We start from the raw sequence: 23,771 nt of genomic DNA, 5'->3' as shown, positions 1-23,771 counted from the left end.
AACGTTTAATCTTTATTGGCTGAATATATTCAGTAATATGGAGACGATAAATGCATCACTACAACGTGATCACCCCATAAAAAAGAACGGATAAGAACAAATAGATTAAGGTGAGATATGTCTTTTACGAGAAATCACAGGTACCCGTCAGTCAAAAAACGGTTTGCTATATGGGCTGCACTATTTAGCGTAGGCACGCTAGCTATGCCATCCACAGCGCTTGCAAGCAATGAGAGAGAATCTCTTACTACCGACTCTGAACGCTATTTTAAATCGGAAGATATTTTTAATTTGGAATACGTGAGCGAAGTTCAGGTGTCGCCAAACGGTAAATATGTTGCGTATGTGCGCCGTTCAAACGACATTATGTCGGATAGCAGTCGAGCGAACGTCTGGCTAGCGTCGGTTGATGGAAAGTCACACCGCCCCTTACTGTCGTCGAAAAAGAGTTACTATTCTATTCGCTGGTCACCAGACGGTAGCCGATTGGCTTACCTTTCTAATGAAGAAGGTAAACCGCAATTGTATGTGCGCTGGATGGATACAGGGCAAACGGCACTCGTAACAAATGTCACCTCAAACCCAAGTAACATCACTTGGTCGCCAGATGGTAAGCACATTGCTTTCACTATGAGCGTTGATGCCAAGGAAAAGCCGCTAGACATTAAAATGCCTAAAAAGCCTGACGGTGCAAAGTGGTCTCCTAGCTTTCAATATATTACCAAAGCGCGCTATCAAGCCGACGGCCGAGGCATTCTTGAACCTGCTTACACCCATATTTTTATTGTTCCTGCTGACGGAGGCACAGCACGACAGCTTACTTCAGGGAAGTATCACCACAATGGGCGCTTAAGTTTCTCTCCTGATAGCGACAAAATCTATTTCTCTGCCAACCGCAGTGACAATTGGGAGTATGAGCCTGTTGAGGGGGACATCTTTTCTGTGGATATGATGGGTAATATCGCACAGCTTACCAACGACAAAGGCCTTGAATCATCGCCTGTCGTATCGCCTGACGGAAAGCACATTGCTTACGCACGCCGCGATGACGAAAAAGTGATGTACAAAAATAGCTATTTGTACGTGATGAAAAGTGACGGTACAGATGCCAAAAACTTAACAAAAGACGTTGATAATTCAGTGTCTAACTTTCACTGGAAAGATAATAAGCACGTTTATTTTCAGCAGTCGGTTCGCGGTTTAGCGCAGGTGGATGTGGTATCGCTATCGGGCAGCGTAAAAGCCGTAGCTAAGGGGCTGGGCGGTACTACGTTAGGACGACCTTATGTGTTTGGCACTTATCACGCTGTTGATGATGTAGTGGCGTATACCAAAGGACGTACCGATCGGCCCGCTGATTTATATGTCACTACGCGAAACGAGCGACAGCTTACTGCACTAAACGAAGACGTTCTAGGTCATAAGCAACTTGGCGAAGTAAAAGAAATTGTCTATCCGTCTTCTATTGATGGCGAAGAAATCCAGGGGTGGTACATTCTGCCGCCAAACTATGACAGTTCGAAAACATATCCGCTTATCTTAGAAATTCACGGCGGACCTAATCTCGCTTATGGCCCTGTCTTCACGGCCGAGCTGCAGCGTATGGCTGCAGAGGGCTACGTGGTGTTTTATGATAATCACAGAGGTAGTACAGGTTATGGAGAACGCTTTGCATTGCTACTTCAAGGGAAATACAGTTCGGAATATGACTTCTCAGACCATATGTCGGGTGTTGATGCGCTTATTGAAAAAGGTATCGCTGACCCAGAACGACTGTTTATTACTGGTGGTTCAGCAGGCGGCATTGCATCAGCCTATGCCATTGGCCTTACTAACCGATTTAAAGCAGCCGTAGTCGCTAAACCCGTTATCAACTGGTTATCGAAAGTGCTGACTGCTGATTCAGGTCTATATCAAATCCCTTTCCAATTTCCGGGTAAGCCTTGGGATAACGTAGAGCACTACTGGAAGCGCTCACCGCTATCGCTAGTAGGCAATGTAACGACACCCACTATGCTGATCACGGGAGTGGAGGACAAACGCACGCCAATGTCTGAGACCGAGCAGTTCTATCAAGCGTTAAAGATTCAAAAGGTTGATAGCGTGCTGGTAAAAGTACCTGGATCGCCGCACGGGATTGCTTCTAAGCCATCTAGAATGATTGGTAAAGTTGAAAATATCTTGGCGTGGTTTAAAAAATACGACAGCGTGCAGTCACAAAGTACGCAAGTTGAAGCTCAATAATTAGTGTGCTGAGACTAAGTGGGGCTAATGCGCCGACTCAATCGGTTCAAGGCCCCATTTTTTTAGTATTCGAGCATATTCTCCATTCGCTTTTAAGATCGAAAGCGCGATTGTGAGTGGCGCTGTTTGTCTATTCCACAGTGGGATGTAATTGCTCGATATCAGGAACAACTGTGAGTTTTAAATCAAGCGCTTTCCAGTAGTGGCATTCTCGTAGCAGGTCAGCTGAGATAATAGGTTTTTCATCTAACCAGCCATCGGGGAAGGTAATGGTCAGTTCGTTCTTTTCTACATTAACAACGAGGTCAGGTACAAAACCCTCTTGGCGTTTAATATTAAGCAGTACACCCAAACGCAGTAACGCGATTAAATGCTTAACCGACTGCTCATCGAAAAGATTAAATGCGGGCAATTCATTGGTTCGAATTTTCTTTCTATGGAATCGCACGAGCGTAGCAAGCAGTAATTGTTGTTCCTGCGTAAACCCAGGCATGTCCACATTACCAAGAATATAGGCGCTGTGTTTTTGTATGCCTCGAGAGTTAATTTGCATGCCGACTTCGTGAAGTAAAGCTGCCCAGCCGAGCATGCTTTTAAAGTCACGCCCTTTAAGTTTCCATGCTTTTTCAACATCGTTGAAAAGTGAAAGGGTTGTATTAAGCACCATAGTGGCTTGGGACGTATCTACATCATAGCGGGTTGCCAAACTACTCGCGGTTCTGCCGCGAATATCAGCGTGATGAAGCTCATCTTCCATCTGATAAAGCACGCCTTCACGCAAAGCGGCAGGCGAGTACACCAAGCCTTCAATCTCTAGCGCTTTGAAAACGGCGATAAGAATAGCGAGGCCGCCAGCAATAACCACACGACGATCTTCACTTAAATCTGGGTAGCTTAATTTGTCTATATGCCCTGCGCTTATGAATTGCTTCATTAAATTGCGCAAACTTTTAAGTGTCACCGGAATATCGTGGCCATTGGGTCTGTCTTGCTGACAAAGTGTAAACAGCGAACGAATGGTACCAGACGTACCGATACACTGGACCCAGCCCAGTCTGCGATATTTATTGTCTATTAACTCAAGCTCTTGCTGTGCAGCCGTGATAGCGCGATCAAAGGCTTTTGGCTTTAGCTCACCGTCAGGGAAAAACCGTTTGGTATAGCTTACGCAGCCCATTTGAAGGCTGCGGCAAAGTAAAGGCGTAAAACCTTCGCCAATAACGAACTCAGTAGAGCCACCGCCTATATCAATAACCAGCTGTTGGCCGTCGGAGTGGTTAGTATGTGCAACGCCTGAATAAATAAGTCGCGCTTCTTCTACACCAGAAATGACTTCGATAGGGTAGGGAAGGATATCTTTTGCTGCGCTGATAAAATCGCGGGCGTTACGCGCCCTGCGCAACGTGTGGGTGGCGACAATTCTCACGGAGTCGGGCTCAAAACCTTTCAGGCTCTCTGCTACTACTTTTAGCATAGCAAGCCCACGCTCCATCGCTTCATTAGACAAGATATCGTCGTCGTTGAGACCTTCGGCCAAGCGTACTTTTTGTTTAACTCTATGCAGAATCTGCACAGACCCAGCAACAATGCGTGCTACTACTAAGTGAAAACTATTTGAGCCAATGTCTAGTGCTGCGACTTTATTGACTTCGCGGGTTTCCACGTCATTAAAAACTGATTCGTGCTGGGTCATGTACTAATTTTCTATCCTACAAAGTGTCTTCTAGCTTCTTCAAATAGTCATAAATTTCTATCTGAGAACGAAGTTTTTTACGATTTCCCCTGCGAACGTACTTGTTGCTCTGATCCTTGTCAATCACTCGAGCCTTCAGGGTATCTTTAAATTGTAGCTCCATTATATCAACAATGCGCTGCTGAAGACCTTTATCATACACTGGACAACCTACTTCAATGCGGTTGTCCATGTTACGGGTCATCCAGTCGGCAGAAGAGATATACACTTTTCTATCGCCGCCTCCTTCAAAAATCATCACGCGTGGGTGTTCGAGAAATCTATCAACAATAGAAATAATTTCGATGTTTTCGCTTATTCCTTTTATCCCTGGATTAAGTGAGCACATACCGCGCACTATACCGCGGATCTTAACCCCCGCCTGGCTAGCCCGGTACAAATCATCAATGAGTTCTTTATCAACAAGGTTGTTAATTTTGAAAGTGATTTGTGCCTTTTGACCTTGGTTCAAATGCTGAATTTCTTGACGAATTAACGACTGAATTTTGGTTCTGGCGTTTAATGGCGATATTTGAAGATGCTGGAACTTGTAGCGTCGGTAAGGGTATTGAATAAGATCGAATACCGCCACGCCTTCATCGGCGAGTTCTTGATTACGGGTGAATAAGCTGTAGTCGGTATAAATCTTTGCTGTTTTCTCGTTGAAGTTACCCGTACCGAAATGCGCATAGTTCACCAAACTGCCCCGTTCTTCACGGGTCACAATACAAAGTTTAGAGTGAATTTTAAGAGTAGGCACGCCAAGTACAACGCGTATACCTGCATCAGTCATGCGCTTAGACCATTCGATATTTGCCTCTTCGTCAAAACGGGCGCGAAGTTCTACCACAACGGTTACTTTTTTGCCGTTGTCTACTGCGTCAATCAACGAGTTTACAATGCGTGAATTACTGGCAACACGATAAATATTAATACGTATGGTTTTAACATTCGGGTCGAAAGCCGCCTGACGCAAAAACTCGGTGAAGTGTAGGAAGCGGTGGTACGGGTAGTACAGTAGTATGTCTCGCGCAGTAATGGCATCGAAAACGGTGTTGTACTTAGAGAATGCCTTGCTGTCGATAGCAGGCAGCGGCGTATGCTCTAAATATTCTCGACCCACATTAGGGAAGCCAATAAAGTCTTTAAAGTTACGATAGTGCCCAGCAGCGTGCATGGTATCTAGCTTGGTTATCTTAAGTCGCTTGCGCAAGTCAGATTTCATGTCCTCTGGCATGTTCGTGTCGTAGATAACACGCACAGGCTCAGCGATAAGGCGCTGCTTCATACTTTCAGACATCTTTTCAACGAAGCTTTCGTCAATTTCTTCGTTGATAGAATATTCCGCATCACGCGTCATTTTAAACGAGAATGCTTCAATTTCGTCGAACTTCACGAAACCGCGGAAAATGTCTTCGATACACAGCTGAATCATGTCATCGAGCATAATAATGCTCTTCTTCTTGCGGCTTTTTTGCGGTGGGATCAGCATAAAGCGCGACATTTCAGAGGTAGGAACCTGAATAACCGCAAATTTAGGATTGCGGTCCTTTCTTCTAAGCGCCACATATAAATACACCGACGTACCGTTCAAACGGCTAAGTAGGTCGGTCTTCTTATCTATTAAAATAGGTGCAATGTGACGCAGTGCTTTGTTAACGAAGAAGTTGCGTACCCACTGCTTTTGATAATCGTCTAAATCGTCTTTTCGAAGAATATGTATGTTGTAGCGAGCTAGGGACTTAACCACATCCTTATGAATTTGGTCGAACTTTTCAGAAAGCTGGACTACCTTTTTCTGAATAAGCGCCATAAGAGCGGTTTGGCGTTCAGCTTCCTCTTCATTGCCGTCATTTTGCGCAATGGTAATTTGTCGTTTCACGTCAGCGGCGCGCACGCGATAAAACTCATCTAGGTTATTTGAGTAAATACCAAGAAAACGAATTCGCTCCACGGCGGGATTGTTTTTATCTGCGGCTTCTTGCAATACGCGTTCGTTAAACGCAAGCCAGCTTAATTCTTTGGGATAATATAAAACGTCGTTATCCATAATGTCTCAATTCACGTTCATAAAAATGGTCAAAGACTGCCATCAGTCAGTGACACTACTGTGACAACACGTATTCTGGTGCAAGTGCGCACGCATTACGTTGTGGTTATTCCATTAACTTTCAATATGATGAGTTCGTAATTGTGATGCGCGGATAGTGTATGGCACCACAAATACGCCCTTGTTTTTATCGCTTCGCGGTAATATCCACCACCAAATCGTTAGCCAACGACTCCAGTGAATCTTGCAGTGCGCCGTCGTCAAAATCTTCTGGCACCGCAATTTCTGCTTTTGCTTTGAAAATCAGGCTGCCCCAGTTAGGCGCGCTTTCACAGTGTGAAGCAAAGGTGAGAATATTCAAATTGAACTGGTTTAAAACAGAGGTGAGCTCTTGGACAATACCGGTTTTGTCATTGCCCATTACATCAACCGTCAATTTGGTGGTGTTGTTATTTTCACTGCTCGCTACCGCTACAGATTGCACCGACAAATCTTTAATGGCGTCTAGCGCATCGATTAAGCCCTGTTTGTTCTCATCGGCAACATGTACTTCTACAAAACCGGTGAACATTCCCGCCATATGCGCAAAGCTCGACCCTTGCCAGTTGCCCTCATGTTTGTATACACACTTAGCCAGTGCGTCTACTAAACCCGGCTTGTCTTTACCCATAATGCTTATAACCAATGATTGCATACGATGCTCCTTATTGGGCGTGTAGAGAAAAACTTTGATCGTCTTCCTGTTGGGTAATACCATAGGCGCAGAGTAGGTTGCGCGAAGGTAATGCTTTAAACTTTCACTTGCTATTAGCATAACAAAACTTACACTGCTCACCAGTGCAATTTAGGGTTATTCTTCTTAAAAATGAAGAATTTCGAAAATAAGAATTACTAAACAGCCGCATGACTTTCGACAGCAACAGCACAAACAAAAAACGCCAGCGAAGCGACAGGTGGTCACGCTATGTAGTGACCGGCTTCGGCGGCCTTGTTTTGTTGACGTTAGTTATTCTTATTACCCATCTAATCAGCCAAGCTCTGCCGTTGGCATATACCCCTAGCTTAAATCATCTGTTGAGCTTGAAAACGTCAGATAATGAAAAAATTATCAGCGCAGGCGACATCATTAACAGTCAGCCAATGCTGGTTAGGAAGTCTGACTGTCGATTGGGATTAAAGTTGCTTAAAGGCGATGCTCTGGTAAGTAATCACGATTATATCCGTCCTTGTGAGCATAGACTGTCTTCCCACAGTGTGATGGGAGAGAACTATATCGTAGACGTTTCTCCCAACGCCCAAGTGAGAGTTTTACCGGTTAGATCGTTCAATATGACCGACGGTAGCGCAGAGGATATTGCCACAAGTACGCCGCAAGCGGCGTTGTCGAACAGCATTACGTTCGCGCTTCCCAAAGATGAGTGGGAGAGACGCAGTGACTGGAGCATTGCACTGTCTTCAAAATGGGCAGTGGTTTCTATCGTTCAAGACAATAAAGTGTTTATCCGTTGGGTAAATCGGCTTCGTCCTACACAGGTGGTGGATAAACGGTTTCATAATATAGACAGACTCGTACTGTTACCCGGCAGTCAGAGCGTGTTACTCCAAGTGGATGATGCGCTTTTCCTAAATAGGCTCACGGATGAAGGGGCGTCACTACTGCCAATAGCAGGAAACATCACAGCGTCAATAGATGAGAAGATTGTATTCCCACTTGCTAAAGACCGCACCTTTTTCCTAATGAACAGCAATACACAGGCACTTACTCGCTGGGTGCTGAGCAAAAGCGATAAAGGCCTTACCTTTGAACAAACCTACCAAGTAGCGCTACCAGGAGAGAACGTTAAGGATGTGGCAGAACATGCCAGTATGAACTTAGTGGCAGTGCTGACCGACAAAGCAAGAGTGTTGTTGGTAAACCGTGTATCGGGCGATGTAGTGGCATCACAACAGATAGAGCGTTCTGCTGAGAATATCATTTGGTACGGCAATAAACTTTATGGCTATTCAGATAGCACTTTATCAGTATGGGAAGGCAGGCACTTAAGCGGCGTTACTACATGGGCCTCTCTGTTTGAACCGCAGCACTACGAAGGGTATGAAACGGAAGAAACCGTATGGCAAACCACCAGTGCCTCTGATTTTCAAGAGGCAAAGTTTAGCTTAACACCGCTATTAATAGGCAGTATTAAAGCCTCTCTTTTAGCGCTGCTTATTGCTATTCCGGTTGCTATCGGTGCCGCAATTTACACCGCGTTTTTTGCTAAAAGCCGCCTTCGCAACGTTATTAAGCCGGCTATCGAATTGCTAGAAGCGATTCCCAGTGTGCTCATCGGCTTCATCGCGGCCATTTGGTTATCGCCAAAAGCTGAGCAGTTTTTATTTTCCTTTGCCTTTTTCCTAATCGTTATCCCTTTTGTGCTTATTGTCGTTGCCCTGGTACAGCGCCCTGTTGCAGAATACTTACCAAAGAAGCTAAGACACGGAGCAGAGCTACTATTTGCTATAAGCGGAGTGTTCCTTTTAGGTTTTATTAGCGTGGAGTATGCGCCTTCGCTTATTTTCTCGATAATGGGGGTAGACGGGTTTACAATGCTTGCGGCTGAGTCCGATAGTCCCATCGGGAAAACGACTATAGTGGTAGCGTTAGCGTTAGGTGTGGCCATATCACCTAGTATCTATTCCCTTGCTGAAGATGCCATAAACGGCGTTCCAAATGATTTAAAACACGCCTCTTTTGCTTTAGGCGCCACACGACTACAGACCTTACTTCATGTTGTTCTTCACGTTGCACTACCGGGTATTGTTGCCGCGATTATGCTAGGTTTCGGCCGCGCGTTTGGTGAAACCATGATAGTCCTCATGGTGACGGGGAATACGCCAATCTCCAGCTGGGGCTTGATAGAAGGTTTGCGAGCACTTACTGCTAACTTGGCAATCGAACTTCCAGAAGCAGATGTATCATCGGCGCACTATCAAATTCTATTTTTCACCGCGTGTATTTTGTTTCTGTTTACCTTCTTGGTAAACACCATGGCAGAGCTATTGCGACAGCGTATAAGAAGTAGGGCGTACTATGGTTAATCAAACAACGTTTGGGTTAAGTGCGGTACAGCGTCAATCGTTAGTCATTAGCTTAACGGCTTTTTTCACCAGCCTGCTGCTTATTGCGCTAGTTAGCGTTCTTATACTTATTAGTTTTCGAGGTACGGCATATTTTTGGCCAGAACCCATCTATACGGTTACCGGTACGCATCAAGACGGCACAAGGTTTTCGGTGCTTGCGAACCTATTTGATGAATCAACAAATGAGGATGTGACACTTAAATTCTCAGATGCTCAGCATCCTTATGGCTTTCAAATCCAGTTATCTCGAGAGGAAATAGAGACTTCTCTACTTGCAAACCAAAGCGCAGAAATAAAACTGTTAGACGGCAGGCGTGTGTTGGCAATTCCTGAATACATCGTCGTGCCATCTAAACCGCCTCAACCTCTTGGTAACATTGATATTGTGCTAGAGGAAGTGGCTCAAATAAGCGCTCAAATTGAAGATTTAAATACGCAACACCTTGCACCTATTCACGAAGCGCTATCTCAATTTGATAAACGTAATGTTGTTGCCGACGCGCCAGCAAGAGAGCGTTTAGTGGCATCGTTTGACGAATACCAAAAGCGTGTGGAAGCGTTAGAAGCAACACGAGCCGAATATACCTTATTGGTAAGTTTTGCTGACGAAACGCCGTTTGTTATTCCCATATCTAGTATTCAAGATGTAGATTTTGTCAGTCGTCTAAGTACATGGGAAAAGTGGCAGGTGGCGTTTTCGGAAATCGGTGTTTTTCTCACCGATTCCCCTAAACAAGCGAATACCTCAGGTGGCGTCTTCCCTGCGTTGTTTGGCACTGTACTCATGGTATTCTTAATGACCATCATCGTAACGCCCTTTGGTGTATTAGCCGCTATTTACTTGAGCGAATATGCACCTAACACGGCGCTTACCACCATTATTCGTGTCAGTGTAAGCAACATGGCAGGTGTACCTTCTATTGTTTACGGCGTATTCGGCCTTGGTTTCTTTGTTTATACCTTGGGCGGCAGTATTGATGAGCTATTGTTTAGTGACACACTGCCAGCACCCACAATGGGAAGCCCTGGCGTTTTCTGGGCTGCCTTAACCATGGCAATTTTGACCTTACCTGTAGTGATTGTGGCGACTGAAGAAGGTTTGCGCAGGGTGCCGGAAGGATTGAAAGCGGGCAGTTACGCATTAGGGGCTACCAAAATTGAGACTATAGTGCGTACCGTATTGCCTATTGCGTCTCCGGGTATTATGACTGGCGTAATTCTGGCGATTGCGAGGGCGGCAGGTGAAGTAGCGCCACTTATGTTAGTGGGTGCGGTCAAGTTTGCGCCAACCTTGCCCATAGATGGAGAGTTTCCTTATCTCCACCTTGATAGGCAGTTTATGCATTTGGGCGTGCTTATTTATGACGGAGCGTTTCACAGCCAAACTGATGGAAAGAGCGCAAGCATGATGTTTGCCGCTTGCTTGCTTTTACTCGTGGTGGTGTTTGTATTAAATATTCTGGCAGTTGTACTTAGAGCGCGCCTGCGCAAACGCTATCTCAAAGGATAATACAGGTTTTGTAACATGTTGAAGTTGTTTGAACACAATACGCTGAACGTTAACGACATTGGTGAAGAACAAACCGCGGTAGAGGTTAAAAACCTCAACCTGTGGTTTGGCAATAAGCATGTGTTAAATGACATCAGCATGCGGATCCCAAAAAACAAAATCACAGCGTTAATTGGTCAAAGTGGTTGCGGTAAATCTACACTCATTAGCTGTTTCAATCGCCTTAACGATTTGTATGACGGTTGCAAATACGATGGTGAAATTATTATTGATGGGCAAAACATCAATAGCCGCAAAGTAAATGTGTCACGCCTAAGAACGAACGTGGGCATGGTTTTTCAGCGACCCAACCCCTTTCCTATGAGCATTTATGAGAACGTGTGCTACGGGCTTAAGCTTCAAGGCGTTAAAATTCGTCGACACTTAGACGACGCGGTGGAAAGCGCACTGAAACAGGCGGCGCTGTGGGACGAGGTTAAAGATCGTTTATTTGAATCCGCGCATGTCTTATCTGGCGGTCAGCAGCAGCGTTTGGTGATTGCTAGAGCACTGGCGTTGAAGCCCGACATTCTACTTCTTGATGAACCAACCTCAGCTCTTGACCCTCTGACCACGCTTTTTATCGAAGAACTGATGGATGCATTAAAGAAACAATGCACCATTATTATCGTGACGCACAACATGCAGCAAGCGGCTAGGGTAAGCGACTACACCGCCTTTTTCCATCAGGGCAGGCTGATAGAATATGCGGACAGCGATACGCTGTTTACTATGCCAGAGAAGAAGCAAACCGAAGACTACATAACGGGGCGATATGGATAAGGTAGCAGTAGGTGTGTGTTCTCACATGGGTTTGCGCCGTAAGGCTTCAATTTGGCAAGATGTAGCGGTTTGTCACGATAGTTCTGCCACAGGTAGCGGCACGATTGATTGTCGTTATTCGTTATGCTTACGCCGCGAGGAGAAAACACCATGCGACAGGTAGCCTTAAACACGCATATTTCGGGTACATTTAATATCGAGTTGGAAAACTTGCGCAACTCGGTATTAACCATGGGGGGCGAAGTTGAACAGCAGCTGGTGGATACGTTAAAAGCGGTAAAGCACAATCATGCCGCTCTGGCTGAAAAAGTGGTGTTGAACGACTTAAAAATTAACTCCATGGAAATTCAAATTGACGAAGAGTGCTTGCGCATTATTGCAAAACGTCATCCTACCGCCAGCGATCTACGTTTAATTATGACCATTTCCAAAGCCATTACCGATATAGAGCGAATGGGCGATGAAATCGAGCGTATAGCCAAACTAGTAACGCGCAATAAGTTGCCGAGCTCAGATACCATTAAGAGCAGCATGTTACTCATTGGCGAGCGCGTGGCCGCCATGATGCGCGGCACATTCGACGCTTTTGCTCGTCAGGATGAGGCTGCGGCATTAGAAGTGTACGACCAAGACAACCGCATTGATAGTGAATACAAGCGTCTGCTGTCGTATACCACCTCCGAAATGCAGAAAAGTACCGATGACATGCAGGATTGGTTGGATGTTTTGTGGGCAATGCGCTCGTTAGAGCGTATTGGCGATAGATGTAAGAATGTGTGTGAGTATGTGGTTTATCTTACTCGGGGTACCGATGTTAGGCATACACCGTTGGAAAATATGCAACAAAAATTGGAAGATTTGACGTAATCCTGTCCAAATGGTCAGTACGATTTTGCGTATTGATATTCAAATATGGATACATGCGAAATTTATTTGTCATAAAACTGAAATATTTGGTGGATTTATCATCGCATTCAAATAATTCCGCATACTTTTATCGTTTTTCAGTGATTTTCGCTATGGCTTCTAACATGATTACGTTATCATGCGCCGCAGCCAAGAACAGATCGTGCAAAATTTAATCGAACCTTATGATAAAACACAATTTGTCTTTAACTTCATTCTCTAGCCTTTGTGGTGAAGAGATCATGCTACTTACTCAAGTAGCGTCCAGCCTAAATCGCGTTTAGATCGGGAGCGATTATCCGTGGAATTTTTTGAAAGTTATGGCCTAATTCTTATAATCCTTGCCGCCGGCGTTGGTTTCGTCATGGCATGGGGTATTGGAGCGAATGACGTTGCCAACGCAATGGGTACGTCAGTAGGTTCTAAAGCTTTAACCATAAAACAAGCCATTATCATTGCAATGATATTTGAGTTTGCTGGCGCCTACCTAGCAGGTGGCGAAGTAACGTCTACCATTCGAAAAGGGATTATCGACTCAACCTATTTTATAGACATACCTGAATACCTTGTATTAGGCATGATCTCATCACTACTTGCAGCTGGAATCTGGCTTGCGGTAGCGTCATGGTTGGGGTGGCCTGTATCTACCACTCACTCAATTATCGGTGCAATCATCGGTTTTACTGCCACTGGCGTCAGCATGGACGCAGTAGCATGGGACAAAGTGGGTGGTATTGTTGGTAGTTGGGTAGTAACCCCAGCTATTTCAGGCATCATTGCTTATCTTATTTTCATGAGCGCGCACAAGCTCATCTTCCAAACTGCCTCTCCGTTTGCAAATGCTAAGCGTTATGTGCCGTTCTATATGGCATTAGCGGGCTTTGTGATGTCGCTTGTTACTATCAAGAAAGGCCTTAAGCACGTTGGTTTAGAGCTAAGCGCTGTTAACGGATATGTGCTGGCGATTGCTATTGCCGTAGCGTTGGGCTTCTTGGGTAAATGGTTTATCGGCCGTATGAAGTTCAGCGGTTCTGAAGATGCAGACCTACAGGCGGCTAACGTTGAGAAAGTATTCGCACTTCTAATGGTAGTAACAGCCTGTTGTATGGCGTTTGCCCACGGTTCAAATGATGTAGCTAACGCTATTGGACCATTGGCTGCGGTAGTTAGCGTAGTAAGTAGTGGCGGCGAAATTAACTCTAGCACTACACTTGCACCTTGGATCCTGCCTCTTGGTGGTTTAGGTATTGTTGCGGGTCTTGCGCTATTTGGACATCGCGTTATCAAGACCATTGGTCAAGGTATTACACACTTAACACCAAGCCGCGGTTTTGCAGCAGAACTCGCTGCAGCGTGTACGGTAGTTATCGCATCAGGTACGGGTTTACCTATTTCGACTACCCAAACGCTTGTAGGAGCGGTACTAGGTGTAGGTCTGGCGCGTGGTGTATCAGCGCTTAACCTAGGCATTGTGAGAAATATCGTCGTATCGTGGATTGTTACGTTGCCTGCAGGCGCAATCCTCTCGATTATTTTCTTCTACATTCTTAAAGCGTCGTTTGGCGTAGCGTAAAACACAGCGCTTACAAACGTTCGTATTAAGCGAAAAGAATTAAAAAAGGCCGTGCTTGAAGTGAAGCACGGCCTTTTTGTTTGTGGAATGTTTTCTTTAATCAATAGAGATAGGCGTTTCAAAGCCACGGGGTTTAACACCCACAACGGCACACTTAAGCTGATGGATAGTTTCTTCTGCGGTGTCGCCCATGATGTAGCCAGGCACACCTAAACGTGCCACTGTGCCCATAACAATAATGTCGGTATCAAGGGATGTGGTAGTGGCTGCAATTTCTCTTCGAGGGTAACCGTGAACAATGTGCTTCTGAGGTTTCAAATACTCTAATACATTGTCATCCAATTCATTGCCTAGTTCTTCAAGCAATTTGTCTAGTTCCGATTCACGCTCGGCATGGATTTTTGCAAGATCGGTTTCCATTCTGTCGTTATCAACCGATATAAACCCGTCTCTTGCGATGTTCTCAGGAACCGCATCGAAAACGTGGACAATGTGCAGCTGTGCAAATTCTAGCAAGGCTATTTGGCTTGCGTGACGCAAAATGTCGCGATTAAGATCGCGCCTAATAGACACTTCATGCTGTGGATAGTGATAGTTCAAATCCAGTGCTGCAACTACGTTTTTGTACTGACTGCGAGGCTTGTGGTTAATGATCAAAACCGGGCAAGGGCATTTGCGGAATAAACGCATATCTAAGCTTCCGAATAGCTTATCTAGAAAGCTCTCTTCTGCCCGTTTAATTACTAGATCGATATTGTTCTTTTTTACATAACGCACAACGTCAATAAGCGGCTGACCTACCGTTACCGCAGTAGACACAGGATAGTGTTTTCCCCAGCTTTCCGCTTGTTCTTTTAACCAATGCTGGGCTTGGGTTTCCATGGTTTGCTGAGAATCAACATAAGAGAAAGACTCCATGACCATACTGGCGTTGGGCGGCAAAGATTCTAACGAAAGCATAATGGTAAGCGAGGCTTGATGCGCTTTGGCGATATGCAGTGCTTGGGCTACCGTATCATCTTGACGATGAGAGTCGCTCAATACACATAAAATGTTCTTATAATGTCCTTTCATACTGCCCTCAATAGTTAATCGCTCTATTGACTGAATGATACAAGAGCGGGTCTTACTTCGCTGTAAAAATATGTTGCGTATAACGCTTTAATTTAATCCTAACGTTACTTATGGGGGCTTTCCAGCGGGAAATGTCAAATTCTCAAAAGCTTCTTATAGATTGCACAATAAACAGAATTATCTACCTCTTTTTTAGGGTGTTGTATACGTACAGCTGCAAATAATAGAAGATCGCTCTCGTTAACCATGGGCATCAACCCTAGGCGCTATTTAATCTTTATGTTAGATTAATCCAATATTTTTTAATCCCTTTTTAAATAATTGTGAGATGCCCATGAAATGGCCTAATCTTAAGCACCTGCACTATTTGGTGACGCTACATCAAGAGCAACATTTTCACCGTGCTGCACAGCGCTGTAACGTAAGTCAGTCAACATTGAGTACGGCCATTCAGAACCTTGAAGAGCACTTCGGAAGCCAACTTCTTGAGCGTGAACATAAAACCTTTGTGTTTACATCGTTGGGACTAGATATCGTTGAACGCAGTAAAGTGCTACTTCAGGAAGCGGGAGAGCTGGTTGAGTATGCGCAAAACGCAGGCAATTGGCAGCGAGGCACCTTAAAATTAGGTGTTATTCCAACCATTGCGCCGTTTCTTTTTGAAGGCATGATGGGGGCGTTTTCTGCATTTTTACCCGAGATCAACTTGGAAATGCAGGAAGACACGACGGAGAAGTTGCTACAGCAATTGACCGACGGCAGATTAGACTTACTTATTCTAGCGTTGCCAATGGAAACACCAGGGTGTAAACAGATGGTCTTAGGGCATGACCCGTTCCATCTTATAGCGCACAAAGATATGGCTGAGCAACTACCTAATCCTGTCGACATTTCAACCTTGCCGAAAAAGAGTATTTTCTTACTTCAGCAAGAGCACTGTATGACCGGGCATGCGGTAAGTGCGTGCAATCTTCAGCACAGCGACCAAATTAGCAGCGTAGCGGCAAGCAGCTTATATACCTTGGTGCAATTAGCGAATAGCAAAATGGGCTACACCTTCTTACCTGAACTTGCGATAAACCAGTCTATTCTTGAGCACACGGGTCTTAAGAGCTTCCCCGCTGAAGAGCAGGGGTTTCGTGAGATTGGCTTAGTATGGCGTTCAGGCACTACACGTATGCAGCTGTTTCGTCGTATTGGTGAAATTATCTCGCCACTGCTGCCTATTCCCACGTTAAAATAAGCTTGGCGCTGAGCGCGCTTCCCTTCATAGTTAGCTAAAGCGGTTGAGCCTATAGGTTCAGCCGCTTTTTTATTGCTGACATCAAGTATTGTCTTGTGCACCAACCCCAAAGAAGTTCTTCAGCCTTCGCTTAAAGCACAGTTTCATTGGCGTTATTCCCTAAATGACAATTTATTTATCAATTAAACAAACTTTTTTGCAAAGCTTATCGACTTAATGGTTAAGTAAAAAAACAGAGCGTAAAAACGGGGAACGGCGTGTTTAATAAACGAGATGAAAAACTCGTGGAACAGGCATTAAGGGGTAATAAAAAAGCGTGGTTTACGCTTATATCTCGCTACGAAACCGCTATGTATCAATACGGTATTCGAATGACAGGGAATAGCCATGATGCAGCAGATTTAATGCAGGAGATTTTTATCTCTGTGTTTCGCAGTCTTGCTTGTTTTAAAGGTGAGGGCAGTTTTAAAAGTTGGCTCTATCGCATTGCCCACTGTCGCTGCGTTGAACTGTATCGCAAGCGAAAGCCGCATTCTGACATTGACGATATACAGGCGCCACTTTGCGGTGCGCCATGCCCTGAAATGCAGCTTTATAGCGACAGAGAGAGTAGAGCATTAACGCAGGCTATGCAGACCCTACCTTTGTGCCAAAAGGCGGTGGTGGAATTGAAGTTCTTCGGCCACTTCACGTTCGAAGAAATTGCACAGCAAATGGATATCTCAGTAAATACCGCTAAGTCGCGACTTTACGCAGCCTTAGCAAAGTTGAAGTTGGAGTTGGAATAATGACCTTATATGACAAAGAAGCCTTATTCTCAGCTTATCTGGACAACTCGCTTGATAGCGAGCAAGAAAAGCAGTTTAACGCGTTGTGTGATTCAGATGCTGAGTTCGCGCAGGCGGTAGAAAATAGCGCCCGTTTGAACAGCGCAAGCTCAAGCTTCGTTGCTCCGGCACTTCCCCAGTGGGACAAAGAACAGACCTTTTTTAAGAAAGATGAACCACGTTCGCTGTCGTCTTGGTTTAGCTTGCCAGCGTGTGCCATGGCCATGTCGGCGTGTGCGCTGTTAGCCGTACTCACCGGCGCAAAGCTGTCGTATAGCGATAACGGTATAGCGCTTACGTTTTCAAACAAAAGCGCCAACACAGTGGATGAAATGGTTGAGCAGCGCGTGACACAAGAAGTCGCTAAAGCTTTAGGTGAGCAACGTGATTTCTATCAACAAGCAAACCAAACACTATTCAAAGAATACGCTCAGGCGCTATCTACACAGCAGCAACAAAGCAGTGCAGAGCTTACTAAGTATTTGTTAGCGTCGAGTAGAGAAGAACGCAAACACGACTTTGCCGAGCTTATTAAATTTATCAACGAGCAGCGTATTGACGATCAAAGATTCTATGCACGCCAATTTACGCGTCTCCAGGATGAAATTGATGACATTGAAATAGGGTACAGCGCGGTAAGTTTATCTAACAGCCGTTCTGAAGTGCCATTAACCATGCCATATGAAACAAACAATCCACAGTCGTCGCTAGATGATTAATGTAATTAGGTGAAATTATGAAACGTTTATTAACTGCTTTACTACTTTGCTCTGCTGCTGGTGGTCTTGCGAACGCACAAAGTGCGCAAAAATATGACACGCTATCGAATGAATTAGAAATAATGTCTGGGGTACTCAAAACGTCCTTACGACAAAATGCCGCAACTGATTCTTGGAGAGTGAGTCAAATTGAAACCAGCTATCTTGCTGGGCAGGGGGCGGTATTTACTTTTTCAGTAAGAGGCCAAAGCGGTAACTGGGTACGAGAGATAGAAACGCTGGTAGAAGGATTAGTTGCCACCGTACCACCTGCACCGCCTGCACCACCAGTTCCGTCTGCAAATTCGTTTAGTGATGTTGATGACATTGTGTTTGAAGCAGCCAGAGAGTGGGAAGCTTACGCAGAAGAAACCAGCCATCGTTTTTCTCAGGCGTTTGCTGACAACAATAGTCGCTTACGCGACTTGCGCAACATGCAGCGTGAACTTGCCTGGGAAGCAAGAGAAGTAGAGCGTGAACTGCGAGATATTACCTTCGAATTGCGTCACGCTGACGAGGCGCGAAAAAAAGAATTACTCGTGCAAAAAGAGCAGTCTGGAGAGCAGCTTAAGCAATTAGAAGCGAAAGAAAAAAGCATGAAGGATGAGCTTAAAGCAATTGAAAAAGAGCAGACTAAACAAATGGAGGCGCGTAAAGCGCAGCAGCAGCAAGCTTACAAAACGTTTCTGGCCGGTTTTGAGTCGGGCATGAGCGAGACCTTATGCAGATTTGGGTCAGGCTTACGCGGTCTGCCGGAAAATGAACATATCAGCATGGTGCTGAAAGATTTTGAGATGGACGAGAGCCGCGAGCGCAAAGACCGAATTTATGTATTTACTCGTGCTGATATAGTGCGCTGTGTTCAAGAAAAAATAGACGCGAATAAACTTCTCACCAACGCTAATATTTATCAGTTTTAAATAAATAAGCTCGGCGCACTTATAAACGCTTTGCTTTGTTAAAACAGCACGCGCGCCTTCGTTAATGAACGTTGATAACGAAGGCGCGCTTTTTATTGGCCTACATTTTAGGTGCAATATGCCCTAATTCTGCTGCCCATGTGAGTTCAGATCTCTTAAGGTTATTTGCCGCACTAGCGCCAAAGCTATGCAGAGCGTTATATGCACTATTGGATGGAACGCGGCAATAGTGGCAAAGGGCGTAAAACAATAAACTACAGCGGTGCTGTGAACCGTCGCAGTGTAAATATATCTTCGCTCCTTCGGTCAACATTTGAGATAGTTCATGAAGGTATTGATGAAGATGCGTATCCTCAGTAGGCGATTCTGACGATGGATGTACAAAGGGAACCCATAGCCACTCTAGCCCAGCTGCAACAGAATTGTCGCGTATAACTGGCGCATGTTCTTCACTGGTCTGAACCGTTGCAATATGGGTAACACCCAGTGACTTAAGGCGTTCAAAGTCACTTTCAACGGGCTTTTTACCCAAGCATATTTGTCCTGCGTGTAGTGAAAACCACGCAATACCTGGTGTCAACGTAGTGCTGTTTTCCTTTTTCTCGGCGTCTTGCTTGTTTGTTAGCATAAGTTTTTACATGGTTTTGGCATAGCAGCTTAATTTGGGCCTTTTGTTAAACGACAAAATAATAAATTGAAAAGTAGTGGCAGCTACATCCGCCAATCACGAACATGTGCCAAATTGCATGGGTGTACTTTACCTTTTTTGCCACGTAAAAGCACACACCTACGCTGAAACACAGCCCGCCTGCTACCAATAACCAAAGGCCAGCACCGGGAAGCGCAACATAAAGAGGGTAGATAAGACCTAGTGCAATCCAGCCCATAAGCAAGTAAGTCATCACGGATACCTTGGGAAAGCGATGCTGCGCGACGAGCTTAAACGCCACGCCACCTATTGCCAAGCTCCAAACAATAGCCGTCATTGTGATACCCAATACGCCACCAATTGAAACCAGCAATAAAGGTGTGTAAGTACCCGCTATCAACAAATATATCGCGCTATGGTCAAATAGCTTAAGCCACCCCTTTGCCTTTTGATGAGAAATGGCGTGATAAAGGGTTGAACTTAAGAACACTAAAATGAGGGTAGAGCCGTAAATAGCCGCAGTGGTTAACGCGAGCGTATCCTCCGCTCGATACAACATAAATACTAAACCCACGATAGCAGCAATAAAGCCAACCCCATGACTAATACTGTTCAGCCACTCTTCCAGTACAGAGTAGGCTTTTGCAGGAATGCTTTTTGATTGCGGCACAGCCTGTGTCTGAATCTGTTCTTGGATCATCACAGCTCCTGTTTTTTTTTCTTTCTAAGAATAATGGGTAGTAAATGCCCTTAAAGCCTCTTGTCGCACTTTCTCGATAAGACATGCGATCATTTCAGCGACTAACGCTTTCAATTGAAACGTGCAGCTCAGCATTTTCCCTACTACGTCCATTAGGACAATTATAGCGCACACTTGTTCGCTCAATGCGAAAATAATAACAGAAAACGTCAAAAATCTGATGACAATCAGATTACAAAAAGAGGTTAAAATACCAATACGCATAGATAATTGCCTACTCACAAGGCGCTGGCAAGTTTCCTAGCAATGCTTGGGAATGTAGGGCTGAGTGGTGATTATCTATCCGGACTAGTTTAAATCTGCATTCTCAAAACAGCCGCCTAATTTGTCCAGTAGGACTTTTAACGTACGGCTTTCATCTGCAGTCATGCCATTAAGCTTGCAGAGCATTTGCACAGGCACGTCTTCTGCTATGGCTTTCTTCTTCTTGCCCGTTTCAGTGAGTTGAACGCGCTTAACGCGTTTGTCGGCTTTATCTTTAGTGACAACTAAAAAGCCTTTGTCTTGTAGCTTTTTGAGAATCAGCGACATAGCACCACCGTCTATGGCCGTTCTCTCCAGAAGCTCGGCAATAGTAATGCCATCGTTTTCCCATAGCGCCATTAAAGTCACATATTGAGGATAGGTGATATCCAGCGCTTTAAGAAGGGGGCGGTAAGCACGAGTGAATGCATTCGACAGCGTATAAAAACGGTGGCAAAGCTGATTTTCCAACTTCAATAATTCTGACATGATGCTTAACCCTTATCGGTAAGGCTTTTTCTTAACAATAATATTTTGCATACAAAACACTTGATCTGCAAGTTGGTTTGGTGATAATTTATTTTGCATGCAAAGTAGTTGTTTAAATAAACCTATGAGGAGAGTAACATGCATAAACTTCAACAAGTCGTTTATACCGGAAGTGCAACAGCAACGGGTGGTCGTGAAGGAACAGCGAAATCAAGTGATGGTAAGCTAGACCTTAAACTCTCTACACCTAAAGAATTGGGCGGTGCAGGTGGAGAAGGCACGAACCCTGAACAAATGTTCGCAGCGGGCTATTCGGCGTGCTTTATCGGTGCACTTAAGCATGTGGCTGCATCGCAAAAAATTAAGCTGGCCGATGACATTAGTGTAACTGGCAACGTTGCAATTGGACCTATTGAACAAGGCTTTGCTATTGCAGTAAAACTGACGGTAGATTTGGGCGATATGGACAAAGCACAAGCGCAAGGCTTGGTGGAAACTGCGCATCAAGTATGCCCATACTCAAATGCGACCCGCGGTAACATTGAAGTAGATATTAGCCTTGCTTAATTAAACGGCAAACGAGTCAGCGGTTAACGCAAATAGTTAATGCCCTTGTCGGATAGCTGCGCCTTCGTCAGATGGCGTAGCTATCCTGCACTTATTCACGTCAACCCTTACTGCTTTTCGAAATATAGCGCAGTTACAACGCAGCTCTTCGAATTAGAGTCGCCAGTCATATAACAGATTGATACACTGAGATCGTATCAATCATCCTTTAGGAAGTTATATGAAAAAATACGGATTACTGGCTACATTCGTATGCGCGCCCGTGTTGCTCGCGTGCAGTGATAACACCAGTTCAAGTTCACCAAATACAGAAAACGAGCAAGCCGTTGCGTCTACTTCGGAGTCTAGTGCAGATGCGGCTAAGCACACCGATGCAGGTATTGCTTCTGGTGTAGATTACCACTCATTTGCTAACCCTAATGAAATTCGGGTTACGCACCTAAGCTTAGATTTAACCGCAAACTTTGAGTCGAAGCAGCTCGTTGGTGAAGTGACCCTCGATGTTGAGCGTACGAAGCCTGAAAACAATACGCTAGTATTGGACACGCGAGCGTTAGAGATTGAGCGTGTTAGCGTAGAGGGAGAAAGTGTTCCCTTTGAAATGGGAGAGACTGACCCTGATTTAGGCACGCCTCTTACGATTACTCTACCAAGTGCGGCAAACTCAGTAACGGTAGCGTATTCAACTTCACCCGAAGCCTCTGGCGTACAATGGTTAACGCCAGCGCAAACGGCAGGTAAGAAGCACCCATTCCTGTTTACACAGGCGCAAGCAGTTCACGCACGAAGCTTTATTCCGCTTCAAGACTCGCCACAAGTGCGCGTAACCTATGACGCAACCATAAAAACACCTGAATCGTTATTAGCGGTAATGAGTGCGTCTAACGACCCAACCACCGAGCGCGATGGCGAATATGAGTTCAATATGCCGCAGCCTATTCCTTCTTACCTTATTGCGTTAGCCATAGGTGATTTGGAGTTTAAAGCTATGGGTGAGCGTACTGGTGTGTATGCTGAGCCTGCGCTACTTGAAAGTGCGGCGAAGGAATTCGAAGATACCGAGGCAATGTTAGAGGTAACGGAAGAAACCTATGGACCTTACCAATGGGATCGTTACGACCTGCTAATTCTACCGCCCTCATTCCCTTTTGGCGGCATGGAAAACCCTCGCTTGTCGTTTATTACACCTACAGTTATCGCCGGTGATAAAAGCTTGGTGTCTCTGATTGCTCATGAACTTGCACACAGCTGGTCTGGTAACACAGTAACAAACGCTACATGGCGCGATCTGTGGTTAAACGAAGGTTTTACGACCTATTTAACCTACCGAATTATGGAAATGATCTACGGTCATGATCGTTTCAAAAAAGAAGCAGTACTAGGTTATCAAGACCTGGAGAACGATGTTGCAGCCCTAGAAGAGGATGATGAAATCCTGGCGATCGACCTTCGTGGTCGTAATCCAGATGATGTTTTCTCAAATATTCCGTACGAAAAAGGTGCACTGTTTTTACGTGAAATTGAACAAAAGATTGGTCGAGAAAACTTTGATGCTTTCTTAATGCAGTACTTTAAAGACTTTGCTTTTAAGAGCATTACTACCGACACGTTTATTGCTTATTTAGATGATACCTTGTTAAAGCAGTATCCAGATAAGCTAGACGCGGAGCGCATCCAAACGTGGATTTTTGAACCAGGCATTCCCGAGGGAGCGCCACAGCCAGAATCTGATGCGTTCACTAAAATCGATGACACACGAAGCGCTTGGCTTTCTGGCGACGTGAAAGCGGCGGATATTGAAACCGCGCAGTGGACTGTACACGAGTGGCTATATTTTCTAAACAACATGCCCGAATCGCTAAGCAGCGCACAGCTGGCTGAGCTAGATTCAGCGTTTTCACTCACCTCGACTAAAAACAACGAAATTGCTCATAGCTGGTTGATGATCGCAGTAGAGAATAACTATCAGCCTGCCTATGATCGTTTGTATAGCTACTTGGTGTCGATAGGGCGCAATAAGCTTGTTAAGCCCCTTTATCGCGAGCTATCAAAAACACCTGAAGGCAAGGCGTTTGCTAAACGCGCATTTGAAGAAGCGAAACCGGGCTATCACCCACTTACAGTGAAAGCTAATGAAGGCTATGTGAACTAAGACTTTATTAGACTCATGCGAACCGGTCTCGATAAGAAGACCTTCGTTTTTGTGATAACGACAGTAAAGGTCTACGTTTGTAGGTTTCCGTTACTTGGCTAAAAAATAAAAGCAGCTCAATTGAGCTGC

The 23,771-nt window shown here is 45.0% G+C and carries 19 protein-coding genes; 12 read left to right on the top strand and 7 right to left on the bottom strand.

Annotation, left to right across the window (positions count from 1 at the left end):
* The first annotated feature begins 117 nt into the window (after positions 1-117).
* On the top strand, positions 118-2,244 hold the full coding sequence (locus BIZ39_RS10035; protein ID WP_187446895.1) for an alpha/beta hydrolase family protein: 2,127 nt from the start codon (positions 118-120) through the stop codon (positions 2,242-2,244).
* Positions 2,245-2,374: 130 nt separating this feature from the next.
* On the opposite strand, the gene ppx is transcribed toward BIZ39_RS10035, so the two are convergent.
* The 3 genes from ppx to BIZ39_RS10020 form a co-directional block, all read right to left on the bottom strand.
* On the bottom strand, positions 2,375-3,937 hold the full coding sequence (gene ppx / locus BIZ39_RS10030; RefSeq protein ID WP_187446894.1) for an exopolyphosphatase: 1,563 nt from the start codon (positions 3,935-3,937) through the stop codon (positions 2,375-2,377).
* 16 nt (positions 3,938-3,953) lie between these two features.
* A complete protein-coding gene (ppk1, locus tag BIZ39_RS10025) occupies positions 3,954-6,026 on the bottom strand; it encodes a polyphosphate kinase 1 (RefSeq protein WP_014948398.1) in 2,073 nt (690 codons plus the stop codon).
* Between the two features lie 187 nt (positions 6,027-6,213).
* Positions 6,214-6,720, bottom strand: coding sequence for a glycine cleavage system protein R (locus BIZ39_RS10020; RefSeq protein WP_014975755.1), 507 nt, complete (start codon positions 6,718-6,720; stop codon positions 6,214-6,216).
* A gap of 209 nt (positions 6,721-6,929) precedes the next feature.
* On the opposite strand from BIZ39_RS10020, the gene BIZ39_RS10015 reads away from it, so the two are divergent.
* From BIZ39_RS10015 to BIZ39_RS09995, 5 genes are all read left to right on the top strand, one after another.
* Positions 6,930-9,107, top strand: a complete 2,178-nt coding sequence (locus BIZ39_RS10015) for an ABC transporter permease subunit (protein ID WP_187446893.1) — start codon at positions 6,930-6,932, stop codon at positions 9,105-9,107.
* A complete protein-coding gene (gene pstA, locus BIZ39_RS10010) occupies positions 9,100-10,659 on the top strand; it encodes a phosphate ABC transporter permease PstA (protein ID WP_187446892.1) in 1,560 nt (519 codons plus the stop codon). Before BIZ39_RS10015 ends, pstA begins: the two co-directional genes overlap by 8 nt.
* Positions 10,660-10,674: 15 nt before the next feature.
* Positions 10,675-11,481: a phosphate ABC transporter ATP-binding protein PstB gene (gene pstB, locus BIZ39_RS10005; protein ID WP_014948402.1), complete on the top strand. Its 807-nt coding sequence runs from the start codon at positions 10,675-10,677 to the stop codon at positions 11,479-11,481.
* Between the two features lie 150 nt (positions 11,482-11,631).
* Positions 11,632-12,348: a phosphate signaling complex protein PhoU gene (gene phoU / locus BIZ39_RS10000; protein WP_014948403.1), complete on the top strand. Its 717-nt coding sequence runs from the start codon at positions 11,632-11,634 to the stop codon at positions 12,346-12,348.
* Between the two features lie 340 nt (positions 12,349-12,688).
* Positions 12,689-13,960: an inorganic phosphate transporter gene (locus tag BIZ39_RS09995; RefSeq protein ID WP_039224609.1), complete on the top strand. Its 1,272-nt coding sequence runs from the start codon at positions 12,689-12,691 to the stop codon at positions 13,958-13,960.
* A gap of 96 nt (positions 13,961-14,056) precedes the next feature.
* On the opposite strand, the gene BIZ39_RS09990 is transcribed toward BIZ39_RS09995, so the two are convergent.
* The gene (locus BIZ39_RS09990) at positions 14,057-15,034 is read right to left on the bottom strand and encodes a universal stress protein (RefSeq protein ID WP_187446891.1); all 978 of its coding nucleotides are present in this window, start codon (positions 15,032-15,034) and stop codon (positions 14,057-14,059) included.
* 334 nt (positions 15,035-15,368) lie between these two features.
* On the opposite strand from BIZ39_RS09990, the gene BIZ39_RS09985 reads away from it, so the two are divergent.
* From BIZ39_RS09985 to BIZ39_RS09970, 4 genes are all read left to right on the top strand, one after another.
* On the top strand, positions 15,369-16,277 hold the full coding sequence (locus BIZ39_RS09985) for a hydrogen peroxide-inducible genes activator (RefSeq protein WP_014948406.1): 909 nt from the start codon (positions 15,369-15,371) through the stop codon (positions 16,275-16,277).
* A 257-nt stretch (positions 16,278-16,534) separates the two neighbouring features.
* A complete protein-coding gene (locus BIZ39_RS09980; protein ID WP_049586206.1) occupies positions 16,535-17,065 on the top strand; it encodes an RNA polymerase sigma factor in 531 nt (176 codons plus the stop codon).
* Positions 17,065-17,823, top strand: coding sequence for a hypothetical protein (locus BIZ39_RS09975; RefSeq protein WP_168462779.1), 759 nt, complete (start codon positions 17,065-17,067; stop codon positions 17,821-17,823). Before BIZ39_RS09980 ends, BIZ39_RS09975 begins: the two co-directional genes overlap by 1 nt.
* A 17-nt stretch (positions 17,824-17,840) precedes the next feature.
* Positions 17,841-18,782, top strand: a complete 942-nt coding sequence (locus BIZ39_RS09970; RefSeq protein WP_014975764.1) for a hypothetical protein — start codon at positions 17,841-17,843, stop codon at positions 18,780-18,782.
* A gap of 100 nt (positions 18,783-18,882) precedes the next feature.
* Here the strand turns inward: BIZ39_RS09970 and BIZ39_RS09965 are convergent, their stop codons facing one another.
* The 3 genes from BIZ39_RS09965 to BIZ39_RS09955 all read right to left on the bottom strand — a co-directional run bounded on the left by BIZ39_RS09965 (position 18,883) and on the right by BIZ39_RS09955 (position 20,923).
* Positions 18,883-19,410 carry a hypothetical protein gene (locus BIZ39_RS09965; RefSeq protein WP_039224611.1) on the bottom strand — a complete coding sequence of 176 codons (528 nt, stop codon included), beginning with the start codon at positions 19,408-19,410 and terminating at the stop codon, positions 18,883-18,885.
* Between the two features lie 46 nt (positions 19,411-19,456).
* Positions 19,457-20,131, bottom strand: a complete 675-nt coding sequence (trhA, locus tag BIZ39_RS09960) for a PAQR family membrane homeostasis protein TrhA (RefSeq protein WP_187446890.1) — start codon at positions 20,129-20,131, stop codon at positions 19,457-19,459.
* Between the two features lie 348 nt (positions 20,132-20,479).
* Positions 20,480-20,923, bottom strand: coding sequence for a MarR family winged helix-turn-helix transcriptional regulator (locus tag BIZ39_RS09955; protein WP_131135990.1), 444 nt, complete (start codon positions 20,921-20,923; stop codon positions 20,480-20,482).
* A gap of 138 nt (positions 20,924-21,061) precedes the next feature.
* Here BIZ39_RS09955 and BIZ39_RS09950 point away from each other — a divergent pair, with 138 nt between their 5' ends.
* Positions 21,062-21,490 carry an organic hydroperoxide resistance protein gene (locus BIZ39_RS09950; RefSeq protein ID WP_014948414.1) on the top strand — a complete coding sequence of 143 codons (429 nt, stop codon included), beginning with the start codon at positions 21,062-21,064 and terminating at the stop codon, positions 21,488-21,490.
* Between the two features lie 220 nt (positions 21,491-21,710).
* The gene (locus BIZ39_RS09945) at positions 21,711-23,642 is read left to right on the top strand and encodes a M1 family metallopeptidase (RefSeq protein WP_187446889.1); all 1,932 of its coding nucleotides are present in this window, start codon (positions 21,711-21,713) and stop codon (positions 23,640-23,642) included.
* Positions 23,643-23,771: the final 129 nt, after the last annotated feature.

It is taken from the genome of Alteromonas sp. BZK5 (genome assembly GCF_014349115.1).
GTDB classification, from domain to species: domain Bacteria; phylum Pseudomonadota; class Gammaproteobacteria; order Enterobacterales; family Alteromonadaceae; genus Alteromonas; species Alteromonas macleodii.
The sequence above is the reverse complement of the archived record's forward strand: the minus strand, read 5'-3'. Positions and strand labels throughout refer to the sequence as shown.